This is a genomic window from Streptomyces antnestii (genome assembly GCF_004005495.1).
GTDB classification, from domain to species: Bacteria; Actinomycetota; Actinomycetes; order Streptomycetales; family Streptomycetaceae; genus Streptomyces; species Streptomyces antnestii.
Window position 1 is genome coordinate 93,953 of record NZ_RZYA01000009.1, and the last position, 19,851, is coordinate 113,803.

Consider the following 19,851-nt stretch of genomic DNA (forward strand, 5'->3'; position numbering starts at 1 on the left):
CAACAGATTAAGACCCGCCTCTTCGGTGAAGAGGCGGGTCTGATGGTGCGTAGGTGGCGCATGTGACGCCGCGTCCGCTGCTTCGGCGGCTACTACGCAGCGCGGGCGGCGATTACCGCAGCGCGGGCGGTGCCGCGTCGGCCGACGTGCCCCAGGCGGACGGCTTGTCGCCGACCGTGAAGGACAGCACCCGCAGCCCGCGGATGTCGTCCGTCGTCAGATACGTCTTCCCGAAAGCGGTCCCGTCGGCTTGGGCCGACTGGATGTACCGCGCCGAGTCCGACGTCCCCGGAGCCTTCACGGTGAGGTGCCCCCCGGGGTAGTACCGCCGGTCGAGGGTCAGGTCGACCCGCTCGAAGACGGGCGTCGAGAGGCCCCAGGTGTCCGTGCCGGGCTGGACCGGGAAGACGCCGATCGACGACAGGACGTTCCAGGCGGACATCGTGCCCAGGTCGTCGTTCCCCGTCATGCCGGTCGGGGTGTCCGTGAACAGGGTCAGCGCGCCGTGCACCACGTCGGTCGTCTTCCAGGGCTGACCGGTCGACAGGTACGTGTAGGGCGCGATCAGGTCGGGCTCGTTCTGCGGGTTGTACTTGTCCGCGTTGTAGTAGTCGTAAGGGCCGTTGACCCACACCTCACGGGCCGTCCTCGCCGGGTCCTTCACCAGCTGGTCGTAGGCGAAGAAGGAGTCCAGGCGGTCGTTGGCCGCCTTCGTGCCGCCGATCAGGCCGACCATGCCGGGCAGGTCCTGCGGGACCAGCCACTGGTACTGCCACGACGTGCCCTCGTGGAAGCCCTCGCTCCTGGCGGGGTCGGCCGGGCCCGTGAAGTTCCCGGCGGCGTCCCGCGCGCGGAAGAAGCCGGTCGAACTGTCGAAGATCTTCCGGTAGTTCTGCGCCCTCCGCGTGTACCGCGCCGCGTCGTCCTCGTGGCCCAGGTCCTTCGCCATCTGCCCGAGCATCGCGTCGGACAGCGCGTACTCCAGGGTCGCGGAGGCGCCGTGGTCGTAGTCGGAGTCGCCCGGCTTCACATGGGCGCGGTTCTTGACGTAGGGCGCGAAGCCGCCGGCGATGTACTCCTTGTTGGCCTCGCGGCCCACCGGCGCCGAGTCGGCGGGCGGCACCCCGTCCGCGTTCTTCTTCAGCGCGCGGTACGCCTGCTCCGCGTAGCCCTCGGATCCCTTGAGCAGCCCCTGCTGGTAGGCGTTCGTGAGGAACGGGGTGACCGGGTCGCCGGTCATGATGTTCGTCTCGACCGTGCCGTAGCCCCACTTGGGCAGCCAGCCGCTCTCCTCGTCGATCTTGATGACGGAGATCGCCATGTCGCGGGACTCGCGCGGCGCGAGCAGCGACAGGAGCTGGGCCTGGGTGCGGTAGGTGTCCCACAGGGACCAGTTCTGGTAGTACGTGTAGCCCTTGGCCCGGTGGATCTTCTGGTCCCAGCCGGTGTAGCGGCCGTCGGCGTCGCTGCCGATGTTCGGCGCGAGGAACGAGCGGTAGAGGGACGAGTAGAAGGTGCGCCGGAGGGTGTCGCTGCCGCCCTGCGCCTTGACGTCCTCGAGCCGGTCCTCCCAGGCGGCCTGCGCCGCCTGCTCGACGCGGTCGTAGGAACGGCCGCCCTCGGAGCGGAGGTTGAGCGCGGCGCCCTTGGCGTCGACGTACGAGATCGCCGTGGTCGCCTCGACCGTGCGGTCCTTCGTCGTGTCGAAGCGCAGGAACGCGCCGCTGCGTTCGCCGCCGGCCGCCGACTCCCTGGAGCCCTCGGTGACGGTGTCGCCCTTCCACGTGCCCGAGGTGGTGAAGGGCCGGTCGAAACGGGTGATCGTGTAGACCGTGTACGGCTTGGTGTCCTGGCAGAAGCCGCTGCCGGTGATGGCCGTGCGCACGGTGCGGCGGTCGAGGATCTCGACCTTGGTGCGCAGGGTCTTGTGGAGCGACTGGCCCGCGTTGACGAGGACGTTGGCCTTGTCGGTGGCGGGGAAGGTGTAGCGCTGCACACCGGTGCGCTTCGTCGCGGTCAGCTCGGCCTCGATGCCCGTCTTCAGGCCGACCTTGTACGAGCCGGGGCTCGCCTTCTCGTCGTCGTGGCTGAACTCGGCCGCGTACTTGGCGTAGTCCGTCGTCGTGATGTCGCCCGTGGTGGGCAGTACGGGCAGGTCGCCGCCGAGGCCGCAGCCGACGCCGGACAGGTGCACGGTGGAGAAGCCGCGGATGTGGTTCTGGGAGTGGTCGTAGCCGGTGTTGTGCCCGGTGTCGGGCGAGAACTGGACCATGCCGAACGGCACGGCGGCGCCCGGGTAGGTGTTGCCCTCGTTCTCGGTGCCGATGAACGGGTTGACGAGGTCGGTGAGCCGGCCGGGGCCGGGGTCCGCCGCCTGGGCCGACGGCACGGCGAGCGCCCCGCCCAGGAGCGCGGCGGCCGCCACCGCCGTCCCCGCTCCGCGCAGCCGTTGGGTCCATCTCATGGCGAGACCGCCTCCTCGAATCGTGAAGTCCCGGAGTTCTGGCGAGTTCTGGTGAGTTCTGGCAAGTTCTGGCGGGGTTCTGGACAACGTTGTCACGACGCAGCGCGGTCATTCTTCTGGCGCATGCGCGGACGAGTCAAGAGTTGCGGACGTGTCGGATGAGGCGTACGCGCGTGTGGGTGAGCGGGGCGTGGGTGGGTGAGCGGGGCACGGGCGGCGGCCGGGACCGCCACCCCACCCCACAGCTGTCGACTCGCGTCAGCCGGCGACCACTTGCCCCTTGCCGAGCGCGATCACGCCACCCTTGGAGACGGTGTACAGCTCCGCGTCCCGCTCCGGGTTGACGCCGATGGTCGCTCCCGGCGGGACGTCCACGTTCTTGTCGAGGACGGCTCCGCGCACGACGGCGCCCCTGCCGATCCGGACGTTGTCGTGCAGGACGGAGCCCTGGACGACGGCGCCCTCCTCGACGGTGACGCCCGGGGAGAGGACGGAACGGGTGACCTGCCCGCGGATGACGCAGCCCGGGCTGACGATCGACTGACCCGCGATGCCGCCGGCGAGAAACTTGGCGGGGGCCAGCTGCCCGGGGTGGGTGTAGATGGGCCAGCGCCGGTTGTCGAGGTTGAAGGCGGGCTTGTCGGAGAGCAGGTCGAGGTGGGCCTCGTAGTACGCGTCGAGGGTGCCGACGTCCCGCCAGTAGCCGTGCTCGTGGGTCGTCTCGCCGGGCACGTGGTTGCCTTCGAAGTCGTAGAGCTGGGCGACGCCCCGGTCCGTGAGCATCGGCAGGATGGAACCGCCCATGTCGTGAACGGAGTTGGGCATCTCCGCGTCCTGCTGCAACGCGTCGATCAGCGTCTTCGTCGTGAAGATGTAGTTCCCCATCGAGGCGAAGACCTGGTGCGGCGAGCCCGGGATGCCGGGCGGGTCGGCGGGCTTCTCCAGGAAGCGGTCCACGCGTGTGCCGTCGCCCGCCGGGGTGATGACGCCGAACGACGAGGCGTCCGCGCGGGGTACGCGGATGCCCGCGACGGTGACGCCCGCGCCGCTCTCGATGTGCTGCTTGAGCATCTGGCGCGGGTCCATGCGGTACACGTGGTCGGCGCCGAACACCGCGATGTAGTCCGGCTGTTCGTCCTGCACCAGGTTCAGTGACTGCAGGATGGCGTCCGCGCTGCCGAGGTACCAGCGGGGGCCGAGGCGCTGCTGGGCCGGCACGGGGGTGACGTAGTTGCCGAGCAGGCTCGACATGCGCCAGGTCGTCGTGACGTGCCGGTCGAGGGAGTGCGATTTGTACTGGGTCAGGACGCAGACCCGCAGGATGTCCGCGTTGACGAGGTTGGAGAGGACGAAGTCGACGAGGCGGTACGTGCCGCCGAACGTGACCGCCGGTTTCGCCCGGTCCGCGGTGAGGGGCAGCAGCCGCTTGCCCTCACCGCCGGCCAGTACGATCCCGAGCACCGAAGGTCCACCGCGCATCCCAGCCCCCAGTTTCACCTTGAGGTTCTCTGTCGCTTCGAGGAATACCTGGCCCTGAGGCCTACCTCGCTCCGAGGTCTACCTCCCTCTGTGGTCTACCTCGCCTTGAGGATCTCGTCGTACACGTCGGCCGTGCGCCGGGCCACGGTGTCCCAGCCGAACTCGCGCCGTGAGCGCTCGCGGCCGGCGGCGCCCATGCGGGCCGCCTCGGCGGGATCGTCCACCAGGCGGTTCAGAGCCTGCGCGAGCCCGCTCTCGAACGTGTCCGGGTCCCGTTCCTCGTAGGGCACGAGGAGTCCCGTCGCCCCGTCGTCCACGACTTCGGGGATGCCGCCGACCGCCGAGGCCACGACGGCGGTGCCGCACGCCATCGCCTCCAGGTTGACGATGCCGAGGGGCTCGTACACCGACGGGCAGACGAACGCCCTCGCGTGGGTGAGGAGTTGGACCACTTCGGTACGGGGCAGCATCTGCGGGATCCAGTGGACGCCGTCCCGTGTGGCGCGCAACTCGTCGACGAGAGTGCGGAATTCCTGCCCGATGGCGGGAGTGTCGGGTGCCCCGGCGCACAGCACGAGCTGCGCCGACGGATCGAGCGCCTTGGCCGCCCTCAGCAGATGAGGAACGCCCTTCTGCCGCGTGATACGTCCGACGAAGACGACGTACGGGCGGTCCTGGTCGACGCCGATGCGGTCGAGGACGTCCGTGGCGGGGTCGGGGCGGTAGAGGGCGGAGTCGATGCCGTTGTGGACGACGCGGACCCTCGCCGGGTCGATCGCCGGGTAGCAGGCCAGGATGTCGTCGCGCATGGCTCCGGAGACGGCGATGACGGCGTCGGCCGCCTCGACCGCGGTGCGTTCCGCCCAGCCCGACAGGGCGTATCCGCCGCCGAGTTGCTCGGCCTTCCAGGGGCGCAGGGGTTCGAGGGAGTGGGCGGTGACCACGTGCGGGATGCCGTGCAGCAGCTTGCCGAGGTGGCCCGCGAGGTTGGCGTACCAGGTGTGGGAGTGGACGAGTTCGCGGCCTTCGAGGGCGGCGGCGATGGACAGGTCCACGGAGAAGGTGCGCAGTGCGTCGTTCGCCCCGTCGAGGGCCTGCCAGGCGCGGTGGCGTCGCAGCCCCTCGGCGCCGCCCTCGCCCCACGTGTGCACGTCGAGGTCGACCAGTGGGCGTAACTCCCTTGCCAGGAACTCGACATGGACGCCCGCTCCGCCGTAGACGTCCGGCGGGTACTCCCGGGTCAGCAGCCCTACTCTCATGCAGAACCCCCGTCGTCCGTACGTTCCCGGCGCTCCTTCATGGTCACCCAGAAGCGGCCGGTGGGGAAGAGTGCTGCGGTGGCCGCTCGAAGCAGCAGTCGCCGCAGAGTCCGCCGCCGGGGACGCGGTAGTAGAGGCAGCAGCTCGTGCGGCGGAAGGCGGATCCGGTGCGCGTGCCGGTCCCGGCGAGGCGCGGGTCCTCGAAGAGTTCGGCGGTGAGGAGGCGGGCGCGGGCGGCGATGTCGGAGCGTCCGGCGCGCCGTGCCCAGCGGCTGATCTCCCGGGCGGCGCCGGCGAGGGCGGAGCCCGCGTTGCCGCGCAGCAGGGGTGCCGAGACGCGGTGGCGGGCGCGCAGCGCGGCCGACAGCGGTTCCAGGTGGCGGTCCAGGACGAGGGCGCGCAGGCTCGCGCCGTCGGCCGGGAGGTCTCGCGGGCCGGCGGCCAGGAACAGGTCGTCGGGCGCGCTCGCGTCCGGGTCCCAGCGCAGCAGCGCGGGGTCGAGATCCGGGACGCGCCCGAAGAGGGCGGCGCTGCCGAGCGACACCGACCAAAGGCGTGCCGCGAGCCCGAGTTGGGCCACGGACACGGCGACGCGTTCCTCGGCCACGGAGAGTGCCCGCGCGACCTTCCCGACACGGAACCCGAGGGGGTCGCGGTCGACGGCGCCGGTCTGATAGGCACGCCCCAGAGTCACCAGGCCACTCTCCGCGCAACTCGCGTCACGCAGAGCGAAAAATGGCCCGAGGGTACCGAGTTCGCGCAGGTCGATGGGTGCTGTCACGGCCTCAGTACAGCAAGTAGGCGTCCGCAGGTCACGGGTGGGGTGCGCGGCGGCTCCCCCACCGGGTGGAGGGCCGGCACGGGTTCGTACTCCATCGGCAGTAGGACCCGGTGCGTGCTCAGGTACGACGACGGGAGCGCCGGAAAGAGAGATCGTAGAGGTATGGAACTGGATCGTCCGCCGCGCCGCGGGGTGCGCCGCGCAGTGGGGAGCCCCTCATGAGCGCACTCACGCTGGCCGTGCTGCTTTCCGTGATGTCCGCGATCGCGTACGCGGGCGGGGCGATCCTGCAGGAGCGGGTCGCGGTGGCCACGCCCGAGCACACGTACGCGCCGCTGCGCCGCCCGGTGTGGTGGTGCGCGGTCGTGCTCAACGGCCTGGGCGCGTTTCTGCACGTGGCGGCCCTGGCCTACGGGCCGTTGAGCCTCGTGCAGCCGCTGGGCGCGCTGACCATCGTGTTCGCGCTGCCGATGGCGGCCCTGTTCGTGCACCGCGGGGCGGGTGCCACGGCCTGGCGCGGGGCGATCATGGCGGCGGTGGGTCTCGCCGGGCTGCTGTCCCTCACGGGACCGGCGTCCGAGAAGAACTTCGAGGGCGGGGAGCGGCTCCTCGTGGCCGTCGTGACCGGCGGCACGATCCTCGCCCTGATGACGCTCGCCCACGCCGTGCACCGTCATCCCGTGGTGCGCAGCGTGCTGCTCGCGGGGGCGGCCGGTGTCGCGTTCGGCATCGCGTCGGTGTTCACGAAGTCCGTGGCGGTGGAGTGGACGGAGGACGGCTCGCTGGCGACGTTCCCGACGTTCGTGGTGATCGCGGTCCTGGCCGCGTCGGGCCTGCTCCTGTCCCAGGCGTCGTACCGGGGCGCGGGCCTCGCGGCGCCGCTCGCGACGGTGACGGTGGTGAACCCGGTGGTCGCGGCGGCGGTCGGGCTCACGCTGTTCGGTGAGTCGTTCCGCTACGGCGCGACCGGCACGGCGCTCGCGCTCGGCTGCGGTGTCGTCGCCGCGGGCGGCCTGATCCTGCTGACCACCGAGCGGATCAGCGGAGACCGTCGGACGGCGGGAGAGCAAGTCGTCGCGGCGATGCCCGCCCAGCCGCTCACCATGTCGTCGCGCACGGTCACGGACGAAGAGCCGCTCACCACGTCGTCGCGCACGGTCACCGGCGAAGAGCCGCTGACCCGGCGCGTCGACGCCCTCGCGCGGGACACCGCGTTCCGCCGCGGCCACAAGAAGGGCCGGACCGGCCACTACGACGAGTGGCCCCGGCCCCGCGACGACCGCATCAGATCCTGACGCCGTGCGCCCGCAGGTACGCCAGCGGGTCGATGTCGGAACCGAAGCCGGGCCCCGTCCGCACCTCGAAGTGCAGATGCGGGCCCGTGCTGTTGCCCGTGGAGCCGGAGCGGGCGATGCGCTGGCCCGCGACGACCCGCTGCCCCGCCTTGACGCTCAGCGCCGAGAGATGCCCGTACTGCGTGTACTTGCCGTCGGCGTGCCGGATCACGACCTCGTAGCCGTACGAGCCGCCCCAGCCCGCAGAGACGACGTGGCCGGCGGCGACGGCCCTGACGGTGGTGCCGGTGGACACGGCGAAGTCGACGCCCGTGTGGTAGCCCTTCGACCAGGAGGAACCCGTCGCGTGGTACGGGGTGCCGATCCTCGCCGTGACGGGGGCGGTGACGTCGTGGGCCGTGGCCGGCTTCCCCGTCCGCTGCCCGCTCGGCGCGGGCGTGTCGGTGCGGCTGTGACGGTGGCCTGCCGTCTTCCCGGCGGGCCGGTCACTCCGGTGGGGAGCGGGGTCACGCGGTGTGGCCGAGGGGTGGAGGGCGAGCCGCTGTCCCGGCAGGATGAGGTCGGGGTCCGCGCCGATGGTGCGGCGGTTCGTCTCGTACAACGGCCGCCAGCCGCCCGGTACTTCATGGGACTCGGCGATGGTGGAGAGCGTGTCGCCGCTGACGACGGTGTACATCTCGGCCGTGCCCGCCGTCGACTGAGGGGTGACCTCGGGCTTGACGTTCTTGATGCCCTTGGCGTTCGTGATGCCCTTGACGTGGGCCTCGCCGCCCCGGGTGAGGCCGGCGGACTCGTGGGCCGCGACCTTGTTCCAGGTGTTCACGTCGGCCGCGTGCGCCGCCCCCGCGCCGATGAGGGGGATCGCCATGCCCGCGCCGCCCGCCGTGACGGTGAGCGATGCCCGGTTGATCCGGTTCGGCTGATACCGGCGATGCCGGCCGTGTACGGCCATGGAAGCCCCCTCGGACACGCGTCAGGAGCGGCAAGTTAGCGGCTCCGACGTACTGATCACAAGACCTGCAAAGGCGTGCCGCGAGCGGTCGAACCGGACCAAGAGAGCTTCTCTCAGGCGCAGTTCGCGCGTCAGCCGCGCAGGCGGGCCGGCAGCCAGTCGAGCTGTGCGGCCTGGTGGAAGGGGCCGCCGCCCTCGTGGTCGTTGAAGGTGTACACCTTGATCGTCTTGTCCTGCCCGGCATAGGAGTTGAACGCCGCGAAGACCGTGGAGGGCGGGCAGGTCTCGTCCTCCAGGGCCACCGAGAAGAGGGCCGGCGCCGTGCCGCGGGCCGCGAAGTGCACGCCGTCGAAGTAGGAGAGCGTGCGGAAGACCTGATCGTCGGCGCCGATGTGCGCCTTGAGGTAGAGCGCGATCTCGCGGTACGGGTGGCGCTCGGTGAGGGTGGCGGCGCGCGGGAACTGGCACAGGAACGGCACGTCGGGCGCGATGGCGGCGAGGCCGGGCACGAGGCCGCCGACCGCGATCGTGATGCCGCCGCCCTGGCTGCCGCCGATCGCGGCGACGCGCGAGGCGTCGACCAGCGGGTGCGAGCGGGCCGCCTCGACGGCGCGCACGGCGTCGGTGAAGACGCGCCGGTAGTAGTAGTCGTGCGGGTCCTCGATGCCGCGCGTCATGAAGCCGGGGTGCGCGGGCCCGCTGCCGACCGGGTCGGGGGTGTCGCCCACCCTGCCGCCCGACCCCTGCCCCCGGGTGTCCATCACGAAGTGCGCGAAGCCGGCGGCGGCCCACATCAGGTTCGTGTGGGGCAGGCCGCGGCCGCCTCCGTAGCCTATGTACTCGACCACGGCGGGCAGGGGCACGGTCGTTCCCGCGGGCAGGACGAGCCAGCCCTTGACCGGCTGCCCGCCGAATCCGGCGTATGTGACGTCGAGGATGTCGACCGCGGGGAGCGGCACGTCGACCGGAGTGAACGTCGCGTCGAGGTCGTGCTCCCGCGCCTCGGCCAGGGTCTTCTCCCAGAACGTGTCGAAGTCCTCGGGTGGCGCCAATGTCGGCCGGTAGGTGCGCAGTTCGTCGAGCGGCAGGTCGAAGTGAGGCACGGGCGGCTCCTTCGTACAGACCCCGGAGAGGCGCGTCGAAACGTCACGCTACGCCTCACCACGCTACAAATGAACAAGAACGACCACTCCTCACCGCAGGAACGACCACTCCTCATCTCAGGAACGACCACTCCTCATCTCAGGAACGATCCCCTTCTACTTCAGGAGCGACAGGCATGAGCACTTCAGCCCAGATCGGCGTCACGGGGCTCGCTGTCATGGGGCGCAACCTCGCCCGCAACTTCGCCAGGAACGGCTACACGGTCGCCCTGCACAACCGCACCGCGTCCCGCACGCACGACCTGGTCGCAAAGTTCGGCGGCGAGGGCGACTTCGTCCCCACCGAGACCGCCGAGGAGTTCGTCGCCGCGCTCGAACGCCCGCGCCGCCTGGTGATCATGGTCAAGGCCGGTGACCCCACGGACGCGGTGATCGAGGAGTTCGCGCCGCTCCTGGAACCCGGCGACATGATCGTCGACGGTGGCAACGCGCACTTCGCCGACACCCGGCGCCGTGAGCGCGCACTGCGCGAGCGCGGCATCCACTTCGTCGGCACGGGCGTCTCCGGCGGCGAGGAGGGCGCCCTGAACGGGCCGAGCATCATGCCCGGCGGCAGCGAGGAGTCGTACGCCGCGCTCGGCCCGATGCTGGAGAAGATCTCCGCGAAGGCCAAGGACGGCGCCCCGTGCGTGACGCACGTCGGCCCGGACGGCGCCGGCCACTTCGTGAAGATGGTCCACAACGGCATCGAGTACGCCGACATGCAGCTCATCGGCGAGGCCTACCAGCTCCTGCGCGACGTGGCGGGCTACTCCCCCGCGCAGATCGCCGGCATCTTCCGGAAGTGGAACACCGGCCGGCTCGACTCGTATCTGATCGAGATCACGGCCGAGGTCCTGTCGCACGTGGACGCGGCGACGGGCAAGCCCTTCGTGGACGTGGTCGTCGACGAGGCGGGGCAGAAGGGCACGGGGCGCTGGACCGTGCAGATCGCCCTCGACCTGGGCGTCCCGGTGTCGGGCATCGCCGAGGCCGTCTTCGCGCGCTCACTGTCCGGGCACGCGGACCTGCGGGCCGCGTCGAAGGACCTGGCGGGCCCGACGCCGACCGCGCTGAGCGAGCCGGAGGCGGCGGCCTTCGCCGACCGCGTCGAGCAGGCCCTGTACGCGTCGAAGATCGTGTCGTACACGCAGGGTTTCCACGAGATCGCGGCGGGCAGCGAGGCGTACGGCTGGGACATCGACCTGGGCGCCGTCGCCTCGATCTGGCGCGGCGGATGCATCATCCGGGCCGCGTTCCTCGACCGGATCACCGCCGCGTACGACGCCCGGCCCGACCTGCCGAGCCTCCTGGCGGACAAGACGTTCGCCGGGGAGATCGGCGCGGCGCAGGACGACTGGCGTGCCGTCCTGGTCGCCGCGACGGTCGAGGGTGTACCGGCACCGGGCTTCGCCGCGGCACTCGCGTACTACGACGCGCTGCGCGCCGACCGTCTGCCGGCCGCGCTCACGCAGGGCCAGCGGGACTTCTTCGGGGCGCACACATACCGCCGCACGGACCGCGACGGCGCGTTCCACACGCTGTGGGGCGGCGACCGGTCCGAGGTGCCGGCGTAGCGTCCGAAAGGAGTTCTGCCCGTTCGTCGCGTCCCGCGTCTGCCCCCTGCGTCTGTCCCCGCGTCTGTCTCTCGTGTCGGCCCCGCGTCTACATGGGTGACGGCTGGGGCTCGGGAGGTGCCGGTTCCGGGTCCGGGTTCGGCGGGCCCGGGACCGGCGGCGGCGAGGGCTTCGGAGCGGGGGGCGGCGGCGTCGGGATCGGGTCGGGGAACGGCCCGGGGTCGGGGACGTCGGGCCCCGGTGTGGGTGGGGTGGCGGGGTCGGGGGGGAAGGGGTGAGTCATCGGTTCGTTCCTCCAGAGGGTCGGAGGCCGGCCGCGCTCCGGCGGGGCGTGAACCGGCCCCTGCCACTGTCTACCGGCACGCGTGCCCACGCCCGCCGGGTCCATTCCCCGACCGTCCCCGACCCGCCCGGCGCTCAGCCCTCGATACGGGTGAGGCGTACGACGGGAATGTCCCGCTCGGTCGTCTTCTGGTACCCCTCGTACGGGGCGAAGAGCTCCACCAGATGGGGCCACACCCTGGCCTTCTCCTGCGGCGACAGGGTCTCGGCGCGGGCGGCGAACCGCTCCGTCCCGACGCGCAGCCGGACCTCCGGGTCGGCCTGGATGTTCAGGTACCACTGGGGGTGCCGGTCGGAGCCGCCGTACGAGGCGACGATCAGGTAGTCGTCGCCGTCGCGGTCGTAGATCAGGACGGTGCGCCGCCACTGGCCCGTGCGGCGCCCCCGGTAGTCGAGCAGCAGACAGGGCGCGCCCTGCATGGTGGTGCCCTCGGTGCCGCCGGACTCCTCGTAGAGGCGGGCCTGGTCGGCCACCCAGCTCGTGGGGCTGATCACGGTGCCGGTGCCGGTGCCGTTGTCGTCCTGGGCCATCTCGCTCTCCTCGCTCCCTCGGTCACGCGGTTCGCCGGATCAACTCGACTCAGCGTAGGCCGTGTTGCGAACCGCCGCCCGCAGACCGGGGCGGGGGCTGGAGAGTACGGGGACGTGCGTGGTGGTCCGTTCGGCGGCGGGCGCCATGGACGCCTGGGCGAGCACGACGGCGTCGACGCCGTCCAGGGCGTCCACCGCGGTGGCCACCAGGTCCGCGCTGCCGTCGAGGTCACCGGCCTGGAAGCGGTCCCAGGCACCCTCGACGAACAGGGTGGTCACCTCGACCGGCCGGCCGGCGCGGGCCGCCTCCTCCTCGACGAGGGCGACGGTGGGCGCCAGGGTGCTGGCCACGGTGGCGACCACGGCCACGTTCCGCCCTGCGGCGACGGCGGCGGCGGCCATGGGCCGGTCCACGCGCAGGACGGGGACGCCGACGGCGGCGGACTGCGCCTCGGCGACGGCGCCGATGGTCGAGCAGGTGCAGAGAACGGAGCCCGCCCCTTCGGCCGCCGCGGCGGCGAGGTGGGCACGCACGTCTTCGGTGACGGCGTCGGGCCCCTCGGCCCGCGCCCGTTCGAGGAGGCCCTCGTCCACGAAGTGGCGCAGGACGAGCCCGGGGTGGTCGGTGTCCCGCAGCGCGTCGAAGACGGGAATGTGGGCCGGGGAGGTGTGCAGCAACGCGAGTGTCATGCGGTCACCACTTGGCCGGGTCGGCGGCGAGCGCCAGCTTCGCGGCCTTCATCAGCTCGGGCGAGGCGACGGGCGCCTCGCCCGGGTGCCGTGCGGCCCACTTCGAGACGAACGGGCACAGGGGTGCTACGGCGACGCCCTCGCGGGCCGCCATGGCGTACAGCTCGCGGGCCAGAGACCCCGCGATGCCCCGGCCCTCGTTCTCGGGCTCCACGATGGTGTGCACCGGCACGAGGGCGGCCTCGGGCGCGTCGAGGACGAAGTACTGGACGTATCCGAGGGCGGCCCCTTCGGGCTCACCCGCCGCGTGGGCCACGAGGAGGCCCTTGTCACGCTCGTCGCGGATCTCGATGTCACTCATGGGCTCTCCTCGTGTCTGCGCGGGACGGTCAGACGGCGCCGGCCGCGACCGCCTGGGGGCTGCGCTCCGCGTCCCCGCCCGGCACGGGCTCGGACGGGTCGGCGCCCAGGGCCACGATCCTGTTCTCCCGGTCCACGTGCACGACCTTGGGCTCCAGGACACGCGCCTCGGCGTCGTCGACCTGAGCGTAACTGATGATGATCACCAGGTCACCGGGGTGCACGAGATGGGCGGCCGCACCGTTGATCCCGATGACACCGCTCCCCCGCTCCCCCTCGATGACGTACGTCTCCAGACGGGCGCCGTTGTCGATGTCGACGATGTGGACGAGCTCACCGGGCAGCAGATCGGCGGCGTCCAGCAGATCACGATCGATGGTGACGGACCCGACGTAGTGCAGGTCGGCCTGGGTCACGGTGGCACGGTGGATCTTGGATTTGAACATTGTACGAAACACGGAGAAACTCCCGATTCTTCTGCTCCCTGCCTGCTTTTTTGCAGGTCAAGGGCGTTCTCCGGAGACTACAACGCTTCGCATCTTCGGTCAGCTGTCCCCGGGTGTTTCAGGACTCACACCGACCCATTGCCGAGTTTCCTGATGCCATGCCAGAGACAGGCCAATTCCCACCTGTACACGGCCCTCCCTGACGACGACCGTCCGTGCGGTCGCCGATCAGGGCAGCGTCCACAACCGGACCGTGACGAGGTAGAAGACGACAGCCCAGAAGGCCATCACCACAGCGACGACACCGAGGCCACGGAGGTTGGTTCTTGCCGCCGGTTCGTTCGGGGGTGGCCGCAGCCATCGCCCGAGCAGCGGGTTCACGTAGTACGGCATGGTCAGGAAACTCATGATGAGACTCGACAGCAGGTTGCCCACGAGCAGGCCGATCCAGAGCGGCATGTGCAACGGGGACAGGGCGAGCGTCAGCAGCACGACAGTCGGGTACAGGCCGACCCAGATGGCGAGGGAGGTCCTGGTCTCGGAGGGCGGCGGCGGCGCCTCCTTGCCGTTGCCTTCGAAGGCGAACCAGCTGCCGAACGAGTTGTCGATCGTGTGCAGCTTGAAGTCGCTGAACTTCTCGCCCTCGGCCAGGATTTCCTGCCGTTGGGGCGACGTCAGCCAGGCGTCGAGGTGCTCGGCGGTGTCGTAGCGGTACAGCGTGGTCCATTCCTCCTGGAGCCCCTCGATGGGGCGGAAGAGCTCGGTCCCGCGAAACCCCTCGAACTTGCTCTCCTCCTGAACCATGTGGTGCTGCCAGGCGAGGAAGTCGTCGACCTGGTTCGGGTGGACGCGGTGGGTGACCACCACGGTGACCAGCGGATCCAGTGACTGGGTGCCGCTGCTGACCACCTGCTGGGTCGCCGGACCGTCGAAGTACTTGGCGCCGACGTCGAGATACGTCTGCCTGGTCCCGCTGTTGATCCACGCCTGCAGATGCGCCACCGAGTCGAACCGGTACACGACGACCCAGTCGGGTTGCAGCGGTGTCGGCCGGGAGATCTCGGCGCCGAGGAAACCCGGGTAGTAGGCGGCCGCGGCGTTGAGGTCCTCCTGCCACGACTCGAACTCCCGGTCCATCCCGGGCAGGACCTTCTGGCCGATGATCGCCGTCGCCGCGGCGGCTACGTTCTTTCCGGTGTTCATGGTGGCTCAACCCGCCGACACCGACTGCTCCGCGGGGAGTCGGCCGTAAATGCGTTCCGGAGTCAGCGGCAGTGCGCGGTAGCGGACGCCCGTGGCGTCATGCACCGCGTTCGCGAGTGCGGGAGCCACCGGGTTGATGCAGCACTCCGCCATCCCCTTCGCCCGCATGGGCCCCACCGAATCCGCCGAGTCCACCAGGAGGACCTCGGTACGGGGGATGTCGGCGTAGGCGGGGATGCGGTAGTTCCGGAGGTTCGGATTGACCATGACGCCGTTGTCGTCGACGTGATGGTTCTCGGTCAGCGCGAAGCCGATTCCCTGGGCGACACCGCCCTCAATCTGTCCCCGGACCTGCACCGGGTTGATGATTACCCCGGCGTCCGCGGCCTGCACGCTGTACAGGATCCGTATCTCACCCGTCACGCGGTGCACGGCGACCCGGAACCCCTGCGTGTTCGAGGTGACGCTCCGGGGCGAGCCGTATGCCTTGCGTGCGGCGGTGAAACGGATTCCACGCGTCCGGGCCAGCGCGACAAGTTCGGCCAGCGACACCCGCCGGTCGCCGCAGACGACACCGTCGTCGTCCATCGTGCACATCACGACATGGACGCCGGTGTGCGCCGCGGCGAAGTGCAGGATGCGGTCGCGCACGGCATTGGCCGCCCGCAGGACCGCGTTGCCCGCCACGAAGAGACCCGCACTCGCGAAGGCACCGGTGTCGAATCCCGTGCGGTCGGTGTCGGACTGCACCAGACGGATCCGCGACGGCGTCGTGCCCAGCTGGTTGGCCGCGATCTGGACATGGGCCGTGGAGGTTCCCTCCCCGAACTCGGCGGTCCCGACGGCCAGTTCATAGATGAGATCGTCGCCCAGGGTGACCCAGGCCTCGGAGAGGTGTTCCGTCGGGGGCGCGGTCTCGTGCAGGGAACTCGCCACGCCGGTTCCGACGAACCACTCCGGGCCGGGAGGCGGCCGGTCGGCCGTACGGGCCAGTGCGTCGCCCACCAGGTCGATGCACTTGGCGAGTCCGTCCTCGGTGAAGATCACGTCGTCGGGGCCGTCGTGCATCGCGACCAGGGGCTCACCCGGCCGAACGATGTTGCGCCGGCGCAGTTCCAGCGGGTCGAGGTGAAGGGCGCGGGCCAGTTCGTCCATCGCCGACTCCACGGCGAACGCCGGCTGCGTCATCCCGTAACCTCGCAGCGCCCCGCTCGGCACGGTGTTCGTGTAGACGGAGTACGCGTCGTACTTCTTGTTGGGGCAGCGGTAGATCATGACGGCGGCTCCGCCCGCGTACAGCGTTTCGCCGCCGTGGTTCCCGTAGGCGCCGGTGTTCGACACGTTGCGTACCTGGAAGGCGGTGAGCGTTCCGTCGGCCTTCGCGCCGAGTTTGACCGTCAGGGTCATCGGATGCCGCGGCGAGGCCGTGGTGAACTCCTCCTCACGGGTGTACTCGAGACAGCTGGGCCGACCGGTGTCCAGGGTGGCGAGCGCGACCAGGTCCTCCGCGATCACCTCCTGCTTGCCGCCGAATCCGCCGCCCACGCGTTTGCAGAACACCCTCAGCTGGTCCGGGCGCAGCGCGAACAGGTGCTGCAGCTTGACCTTCGCGATCGACGGTGACTGCGAACTGGTGCGGACGTTCAGCCGGCCGTCCTCCATCCAGGCGATCGAGCCGTGAGTCTCCAGATGCGCGTGCTGCACCCGCGGTGAGAAGTACGTGCCTTCGTGGATCACGTCGGCCGCGGCGAATCCGGCGTCGACCTCGCCGATGTGCGAGTGGAGTTCGACGAGGATGTTGTGGACGGGGTCGCGGACGAACGGATCGTCGGAGCCGTGCAGCTGGGGTGCGCCGTCGGCCATCGCCGCGTCGGGGTCGAACACCGCCGGCAGCACCTCGTACTCGACCACGAGACGCCGGCAGCCCTCCTCGGCCGCCCCGACCGTGTCGGCCAGGACCGCGGCGACACGCTGGCCGGCGAAGCGGACCGTGTCATCGAGGACGTAGGTGTCGTCCGGGTCGACCAGGTGGTCGGTGTGGATCGCCGTGCTGAAGCGTCTGCGGGGGACGTCTTCCCAGGTGTAGACCCGGTGCACGCCGGGCACCGCGAGGGCGGCGCTCTTGTCGATCGAGAGGATCCGGGCGCGCGCGTGGGGTGAGTGCAGCACCTTGAGGTGCAGCATGCCGTCGATCCGCGTGTCCATGGTGAACTCGGCGTGACCCGTCACCACGTCGTGGCCGGCGGGCGCGCCGACGCTCGTCCCGACGGCCTTGCCCGGCGCTGCCGTCTCCACCGCGCTGACGCCCTTCACGGCGTCCTCGATCGCCCGGTATCCGGTGCAGCGGCAGAGGTTGCCCTTCAACGCCCGTGGCAGATCCGCCTTCTGATCCTCGGTGAAGGTCGCCGACGTCATGATCATCCCTGCGGTGCAGAAACCGCACTGGAAGCCAGGGGCGTCCTCGAACTGCCGCTGCATCGGATGCAGGGCGCCGGGCCGTCCAAGGCCCTCGATCGTCGTCACCTCGCGGCCGTCCGCGCGGAACGCCGGGGTGATGCAGCTGTGTACCGGTGCGCCGTCCAGCCACACCGTGCAGGCGCCGCAGTCGCCCGCGTCGCACCCCTTCTTGACGCCGAAGTGGCCGAGTTCGCGCAGGAAGGTGCGCAGGCACTGGCCGGGGGCCGGCTCCCGGTCGAATTCTTTGCCGTTCACGAGGTAGCTCATGCCAGGTCCCCAGCCGCGAGTTCGCGGCAGATCTCTTCGGCGAAATGCCGTGTCAGATGCCGCCGGTGGTCAGGGGTTCCGTTGGGATCGGCGAACCAGACGTCGGCCGGCACGGCGTCGATGCTCTGCCGCAGGGTTCGGACATCGGGCAGGGAGTCGAAGGCGATGCGGACCGGCCGCGTGGTGCCGGCGGTGATGGTGAGCAACAGGTCGTTCGCTCCCAGCCGTTGCGTGCCGACGAGGAACACCGTCGAACGGCCGAGCCGGGTCAGCGTGAAGCGACGGTGCGCGGTGCGTTTGCGCAGCGCGTGCTCCGGAATGGTGATGCGTCGGAGGATCTCCCCGGGGGCGAGAACGTTGCGGTGGTCGCCCGTGACGAAGTCGAGGGCGTCGACGAAGCGCACGGAGCCATCGGGCGCCCACAGTTCGTACTGCGCCTCCAACGCGACCGTCAGGGTGATCATCGGGCCGGCGGGCAAGGACATGCAGATATTTCCGCCGACAGTCGCCGCGTTCCAGACCTTGAACGAGGAAAGGAATGCCTCACAGCTCTTCCGGAAAAGAATTCCGGCGGTCCAGTCCTCCGGCCATGGGAAGGCGTACAGGTCGCGAATAGTGCATGTGGCGCTGATCTCCAGGCCCTTGTCCATCGGGACAAGAGGCTCCCAACGCAACGCCGTCAGGTCGATCAGCCGTCGCAGGTCCGGCTGCTCCGTGGAATAGAGCCATGTTCCGCCTGCGAGCCAGGCGTCACCCTCGTGCCAGTCCACGCCTGGCCGCTCGGACGGTCGCCGGACTACTTCGGTGATGGTGTTGAGGTCCATGAATGCCGACCTAGGGGGAACGGAATACGGGAAGACAACTGTCCCCTGGCACTGTTGGAGTAGATTTCCTGCTGATCGAGCAGGTGTTGGCCGCCATCCCGCACCGTTCGGGCGGCTGAGCCGCGAGGGACCGGCGGGCCCGGATACTTTTATGCCAGCTTATCGCAGGATACGGGTGAGAGCCCGGCCGAGGGCCGAGAGCAGCCGGCCCCACCCGGACAGTCACCCCGGTGTTCGTCGGGCGGCCATGTCCCAGGTCAATCCCGAACAGTGGGTGAGTGTGTGACCGGCGGTGTCAGCGCAGACAGCCGGAATTCACCGGTCAAACGCGGGGACACTCCACGCAAGCGTGACAGCAGAGCACTCGACAAGAGTGATTCACCGCTGCCTCCACCTGCATTTCAAGGGGTCCGACACGGTGATCGTATGGATATCGAAAGCCGCGGGTCAACTTCAGTCGCCCCTGCGGGATTTCTGTAACGTTCCCGCCATATAACCGGGGGAGCCTGCGTCCCGGCGGTTCACCAACCGGGGTCGGCCTGCTGACGCGGTTCGCCGTTGCCCCACAGCCGCGGTCCCTCGGTCGGAGCCTATGACACTCGTCTCCCCGGTTCGGGCCATTCGTAGCGATTTGAGAGTTCTACTGTTGCGACAATGCGAACCCTGAAACATCTTCGCAATCCAAGGTCAACGAGCATGTCAACCTTGGGATTTGCCGTATTGCAGGCCTGGCGATCTTCCGATCTAATGTCCGGCGTCCGGAGCGGAGACCCCGTCTCCGGCGTGATCCAGGGCGCTCCTCCACAGCTGGAGCGGCCGAGGCAAGTCGGGAGTGCGGCGGCATGGCAGCGGTATCGGTGGCACACGCGTTCCGGCGCGACCGGTTCGGAATCGTCTCGCTCGGCGTCGTCGGGTTCTTCCTGCTTCTCTCCGCCGCCGCACCCCTCGTCGCCGCCCTCTACGGCAAGAACCCCACCGAGCACTACGGCCAGAACGAGACCGGCCTGCTGAGCCCGGAAGGCCTGCCCCTGCTGCCCAACGGCGGTGTCTCCGCCCAGCATTGGTTCGGCATCGAGCCCGGCCTCGGCCGTGACGTCCTCACCCAGCTCCTCTACGGCATGCGCACGTCGCTGCTGATCGCCCTCGCCTCGGCCGCTGTCGTCGCCGTCATCGGCGTGGTCGTCGGCGTCACCGTCGGCTATCTCAGCGCCCTCGTCGACAGGGCGTTCACCTTCGTCTGCAACGTCCTGCTCGCCTTCCCGGCCCTGCTGTTCCTGATCACGCTGGGCCCGGTCATCCAGACCCGCTTCGTCGGGCCCGGCGAGGACGAACCGGCCTGGATGCAGTTCGCCGTCCTCATCCTCGTCTTCTCCGCCTTCGGCTGGGTGCCGCTCGCGATGGTGCTGCGCACCGTCGTACGGTCCCTGCGCGAGCGGGAGTTCGTCGAGGCGGCCCGGGCTCTCGGGGCGAGCCGGCGGCACATCGTCTTCCGTGAACTACTGCCGAACGTCTGGGCGCCGGTCCTGGTGCACCTCACCCTCGCCGTGCCCGCGATGGTCACCACCGAGGCCGCGCTGTCCTTCCTGGGCGTCGGCATCAACGAACCCATCCCCGACTGGGGCCGCATGATCTCCCGGGGCTCCGACGTCTTCTACGACGACCCCACCTACATGGTGTTCCCCGGCGCCTCACTGCTCGTCTTCGTACTGGCCTTCAACCTGCTCGGCGACGCCGTACGGGACGCGCTCGACCCGCACACCGTCCGCTGAGCCCCCGCAGCAC

At 70.1% G+C, this 19,851-nt stretch carries 16 protein-coding genes; 3 read left to right on the forward strand and 13 right to left on the reverse strand.

Annotated elements, in window-relative coordinates:
• Window positions 1–112: 112 nt before the first annotated feature.
• The 4 genes from EOT10_RS20270 to EOT10_RS20285 form a co-directional block, all read right to left on the reverse strand.
• A complete protein-coding gene (locus tag EOT10_RS20270) occupies window positions 113–2,464 on the reverse strand; it encodes a GH92 family glycosyl hydrolase (RefSeq protein WP_127829663.1) in 2,352 nt (783 codons plus the stop codon).
• A 258-nt stretch (window positions 2,465–2,722) separates the two neighbouring features.
• Window positions 2,723–3,943: a glucose-1-phosphate adenylyltransferase gene (gene glgC, locus EOT10_RS20275; RefSeq protein WP_127829664.1), complete on the reverse strand. Its 1,221-nt coding sequence runs from the start codon at window positions 3,941–3,943 to the stop codon at window positions 2,723–2,725.
• A 95-nt stretch (window positions 3,944–4,038) separates the two neighbouring features.
• Window positions 4,039–5,202: a glycogen synthase gene (glgA, locus tag EOT10_RS20280; protein ID WP_127829665.1), complete on the reverse strand. Its 1,164-nt coding sequence runs from the start codon at window positions 5,200–5,202 to the stop codon at window positions 4,039–4,041.
• A gap of 43 nt (window positions 5,203–5,245) precedes the next feature.
• A complete protein-coding gene (locus EOT10_RS20285) occupies window positions 5,246–5,983 on the reverse strand; it encodes a (2Fe-2S)-binding protein (protein WP_189491844.1) in 738 nt (245 codons plus the stop codon).
• A 218-nt stretch (window positions 5,984–6,201) separates the two neighbouring features.
• On the opposite strand from EOT10_RS20285, the gene EOT10_RS20290 reads away from it, so the two are divergent.
• Complete coding sequence (locus tag EOT10_RS20290) at window positions 6,202–7,278, forward strand: DMT family transporter (RefSeq protein WP_127829667.1); 1,077 nt, start codon at window positions 6,202–6,204, stop codon at window positions 7,276–7,278.
• On the opposite strand, the gene EOT10_RS20295 is transcribed toward EOT10_RS20290, so the two are convergent.
• On the reverse strand, window positions 7,268–8,230 hold the full coding sequence (locus EOT10_RS20295) for a M23 family metallopeptidase (protein ID WP_127829668.1): 963 nt from the start codon (window positions 8,228–8,230) through the stop codon (window positions 7,268–7,270). The genes EOT10_RS20290 and EOT10_RS20295 overlap by 11 nt on opposite strands.
• Window positions 8,231–8,361: 131 nt before the next feature.
• Window positions 8,362–9,333 carry an acetylxylan esterase gene (locus tag EOT10_RS20300; RefSeq protein WP_127829669.1) on the reverse strand — a complete coding sequence of 324 codons (972 nt, stop codon included), beginning with the start codon at window positions 9,331–9,333 and terminating at the stop codon, window positions 8,362–8,364.
• 176 nt (window positions 9,334–9,509) lie between these two features.
• On the opposite strand from EOT10_RS20300, the gene gndA reads away from it, so the two are divergent.
• On the forward strand, window positions 9,510–10,949 hold the full coding sequence (gene gndA / locus EOT10_RS20305) for an NADP-dependent phosphogluconate dehydrogenase (protein ID WP_127829670.1): 1,440 nt from the start codon (window positions 9,510–9,512) through the stop codon (window positions 10,947–10,949).
• Between the two features lie 417 nt (window positions 10,950–11,366).
• Here the strand turns inward: gndA and EOT10_RS20310 are convergent, their stop codons facing one another.
• The 7 genes from EOT10_RS20310 to EOT10_RS20340 all read right to left on the reverse strand — a co-directional run bounded on the left by EOT10_RS20310 (window position 11,367) and on the right by EOT10_RS20340 (window position 18,069).
• Window positions 11,367–11,822, reverse strand: a complete 456-nt coding sequence (locus EOT10_RS20310; RefSeq protein WP_127829671.1) for a nitroreductase family deazaflavin-dependent oxidoreductase — start codon at window positions 11,820–11,822, stop codon at window positions 11,367–11,369.
• Between the two features lie 39 nt (window positions 11,823–11,861).
• Window positions 11,862–12,512, reverse strand: a complete 651-nt coding sequence (locus tag EOT10_RS20315; RefSeq protein ID WP_127829672.1) for an aspartate/glutamate racemase family protein — start codon at window positions 12,510–12,512, stop codon at window positions 11,862–11,864.
• Between the two features lie 4 nt (window positions 12,513–12,516).
• Window positions 12,517–12,873 carry a GNAT family N-acetyltransferase gene (locus EOT10_RS20320; protein ID WP_127829673.1) on the reverse strand — a complete coding sequence of 119 codons (357 nt, stop codon included), beginning with the start codon at window positions 12,871–12,873 and terminating at the stop codon, window positions 12,517–12,519.
• Between the two features lie 28 nt (window positions 12,874–12,901).
• Window positions 12,902–13,330: an aspartate 1-decarboxylase gene (gene panD, locus EOT10_RS20325; protein ID WP_127829674.1), complete on the reverse strand. Its 429-nt coding sequence runs from the start codon at window positions 13,328–13,330 to the stop codon at window positions 12,902–12,904.
• 216 nt (window positions 13,331–13,546) lie between these two features.
• Window positions 13,547–14,521: an antibiotic biosynthesis monooxygenase gene (locus EOT10_RS20330; protein WP_127829675.1), complete on the reverse strand. Its 975-nt coding sequence runs from the start codon at window positions 14,519–14,521 to the stop codon at window positions 13,547–13,549.
• A 6-nt stretch (window positions 14,522–14,527) separates the two neighbouring features.
• A complete protein-coding gene (locus EOT10_RS20335) occupies window positions 14,528–17,245 on the reverse strand; it encodes a molybdopterin-dependent oxidoreductase (protein WP_127829676.1) in 2,718 nt (905 codons plus the stop codon).
• The gene (locus EOT10_RS20340; protein ID WP_127829677.1) at window positions 17,242–18,069 is read right to left on the reverse strand and encodes an FAD binding domain-containing protein; all 828 of its coding nucleotides are present in this window, start codon (window positions 18,067–18,069) and stop codon (window positions 17,242–17,244) included. Before EOT10_RS20340 ends, EOT10_RS20335 begins: the two co-directional genes overlap by 4 nt.
• A gap of 842 nt (window positions 18,070–18,911) precedes the next feature.
• On the opposite strand from EOT10_RS20340, the gene EOT10_RS20345 reads away from it, so the two are divergent.
• Window positions 18,912–19,838: an ABC transporter permease gene (locus tag EOT10_RS20345; RefSeq protein WP_127829678.1), complete on the forward strand. Its 927-nt coding sequence runs from the start codon at window positions 18,912–18,914 to the stop codon at window positions 19,836–19,838.
• Window positions 19,839–19,851 lie beyond the last annotated feature (13 nt).

Bases quoted from the DNA above. Each gene is read 5' to 3' on its own strand.
- EOT10_RS20320 (WP_127829673.1), bottom strand. From the start codon at position 12,873: ATGAGTGACATCGAGATCCGCGACGAGCGTGACAAGGGCCTCCTCGTG.
- EOT10_RS20340 (WP_127829677.1), bottom strand. From the start codon at position 18,069: ATGGACCTCAACACCATCACCGAAGTAGTCCGGCGACCGTCCGAGCGG.
- EOT10_RS20290 (WP_127829667.1), top strand. From the start codon at position 6,202: ATGAGCGCACTCACGCTGGCCGTGCTGCTTTCCGTGATGTCCGCGATC.
- EOT10_RS20270 (WP_127829663.1), bottom strand. From the start codon at position 2,464: ATGAGATGGACCCAACGGCTGCGCGGAGCGGGGACGGCGGTGGCGGCC.
- EOT10_RS20335 (WP_127829676.1), bottom strand. From the start codon at position 17,245: ATGAGCTACCTCGTGAACGGCAAAGAATTCGACCGGGAGCCGGCCCCC.
- EOT10_RS20345 (WP_127829678.1), top strand. From the start codon at position 18,912: ATGGCAGCGGTATCGGTGGCACACGCGTTCCGGCGCGACCGGTTCGGA.
- EOT10_RS20330 (WP_127829675.1), bottom strand. From the start codon at position 14,521: ATGAACACCGGAAAGAACGTAGCCGCCGCGGCGACGGCGATCATCGGC.
- gndA (WP_127829670.1), top strand. From the start codon at position 9,510: ATGAGCACTTCAGCCCAGATCGGCGTCACGGGGCTCGCTGTCATGGGG.
- EOT10_RS20310 (WP_127829671.1), bottom strand. From the start codon at position 11,822: ATGGCCCAGGACGACAACGGCACCGGCACCGGCACCGTGATCAGCCCC.
- EOT10_RS20295 (WP_127829668.1), bottom strand. From the start codon at position 8,230: ATGGCCGTACACGGCCGGCATCGCCGGTATCAGCCGAACCGGATCAAC.
- EOT10_RS20315 (WP_127829672.1), bottom strand. From the start codon at position 12,512: ATGACACTCGCGTTGCTGCACACCTCCCCGGCCCACATTCCCGTCTTC.
- glgA (WP_127829665.1), bottom strand. From the start codon at position 5,202: ATGAGAGTAGGGCTGCTGACCCGGGAGTACCCGCCGGACGTCTACGGC.
- glgC (WP_127829664.1), bottom strand. From the start codon at position 3,943: ATGCGCGGTGGACCTTCGGTGCTCGGGATCGTACTGGCCGGCGGTGAG.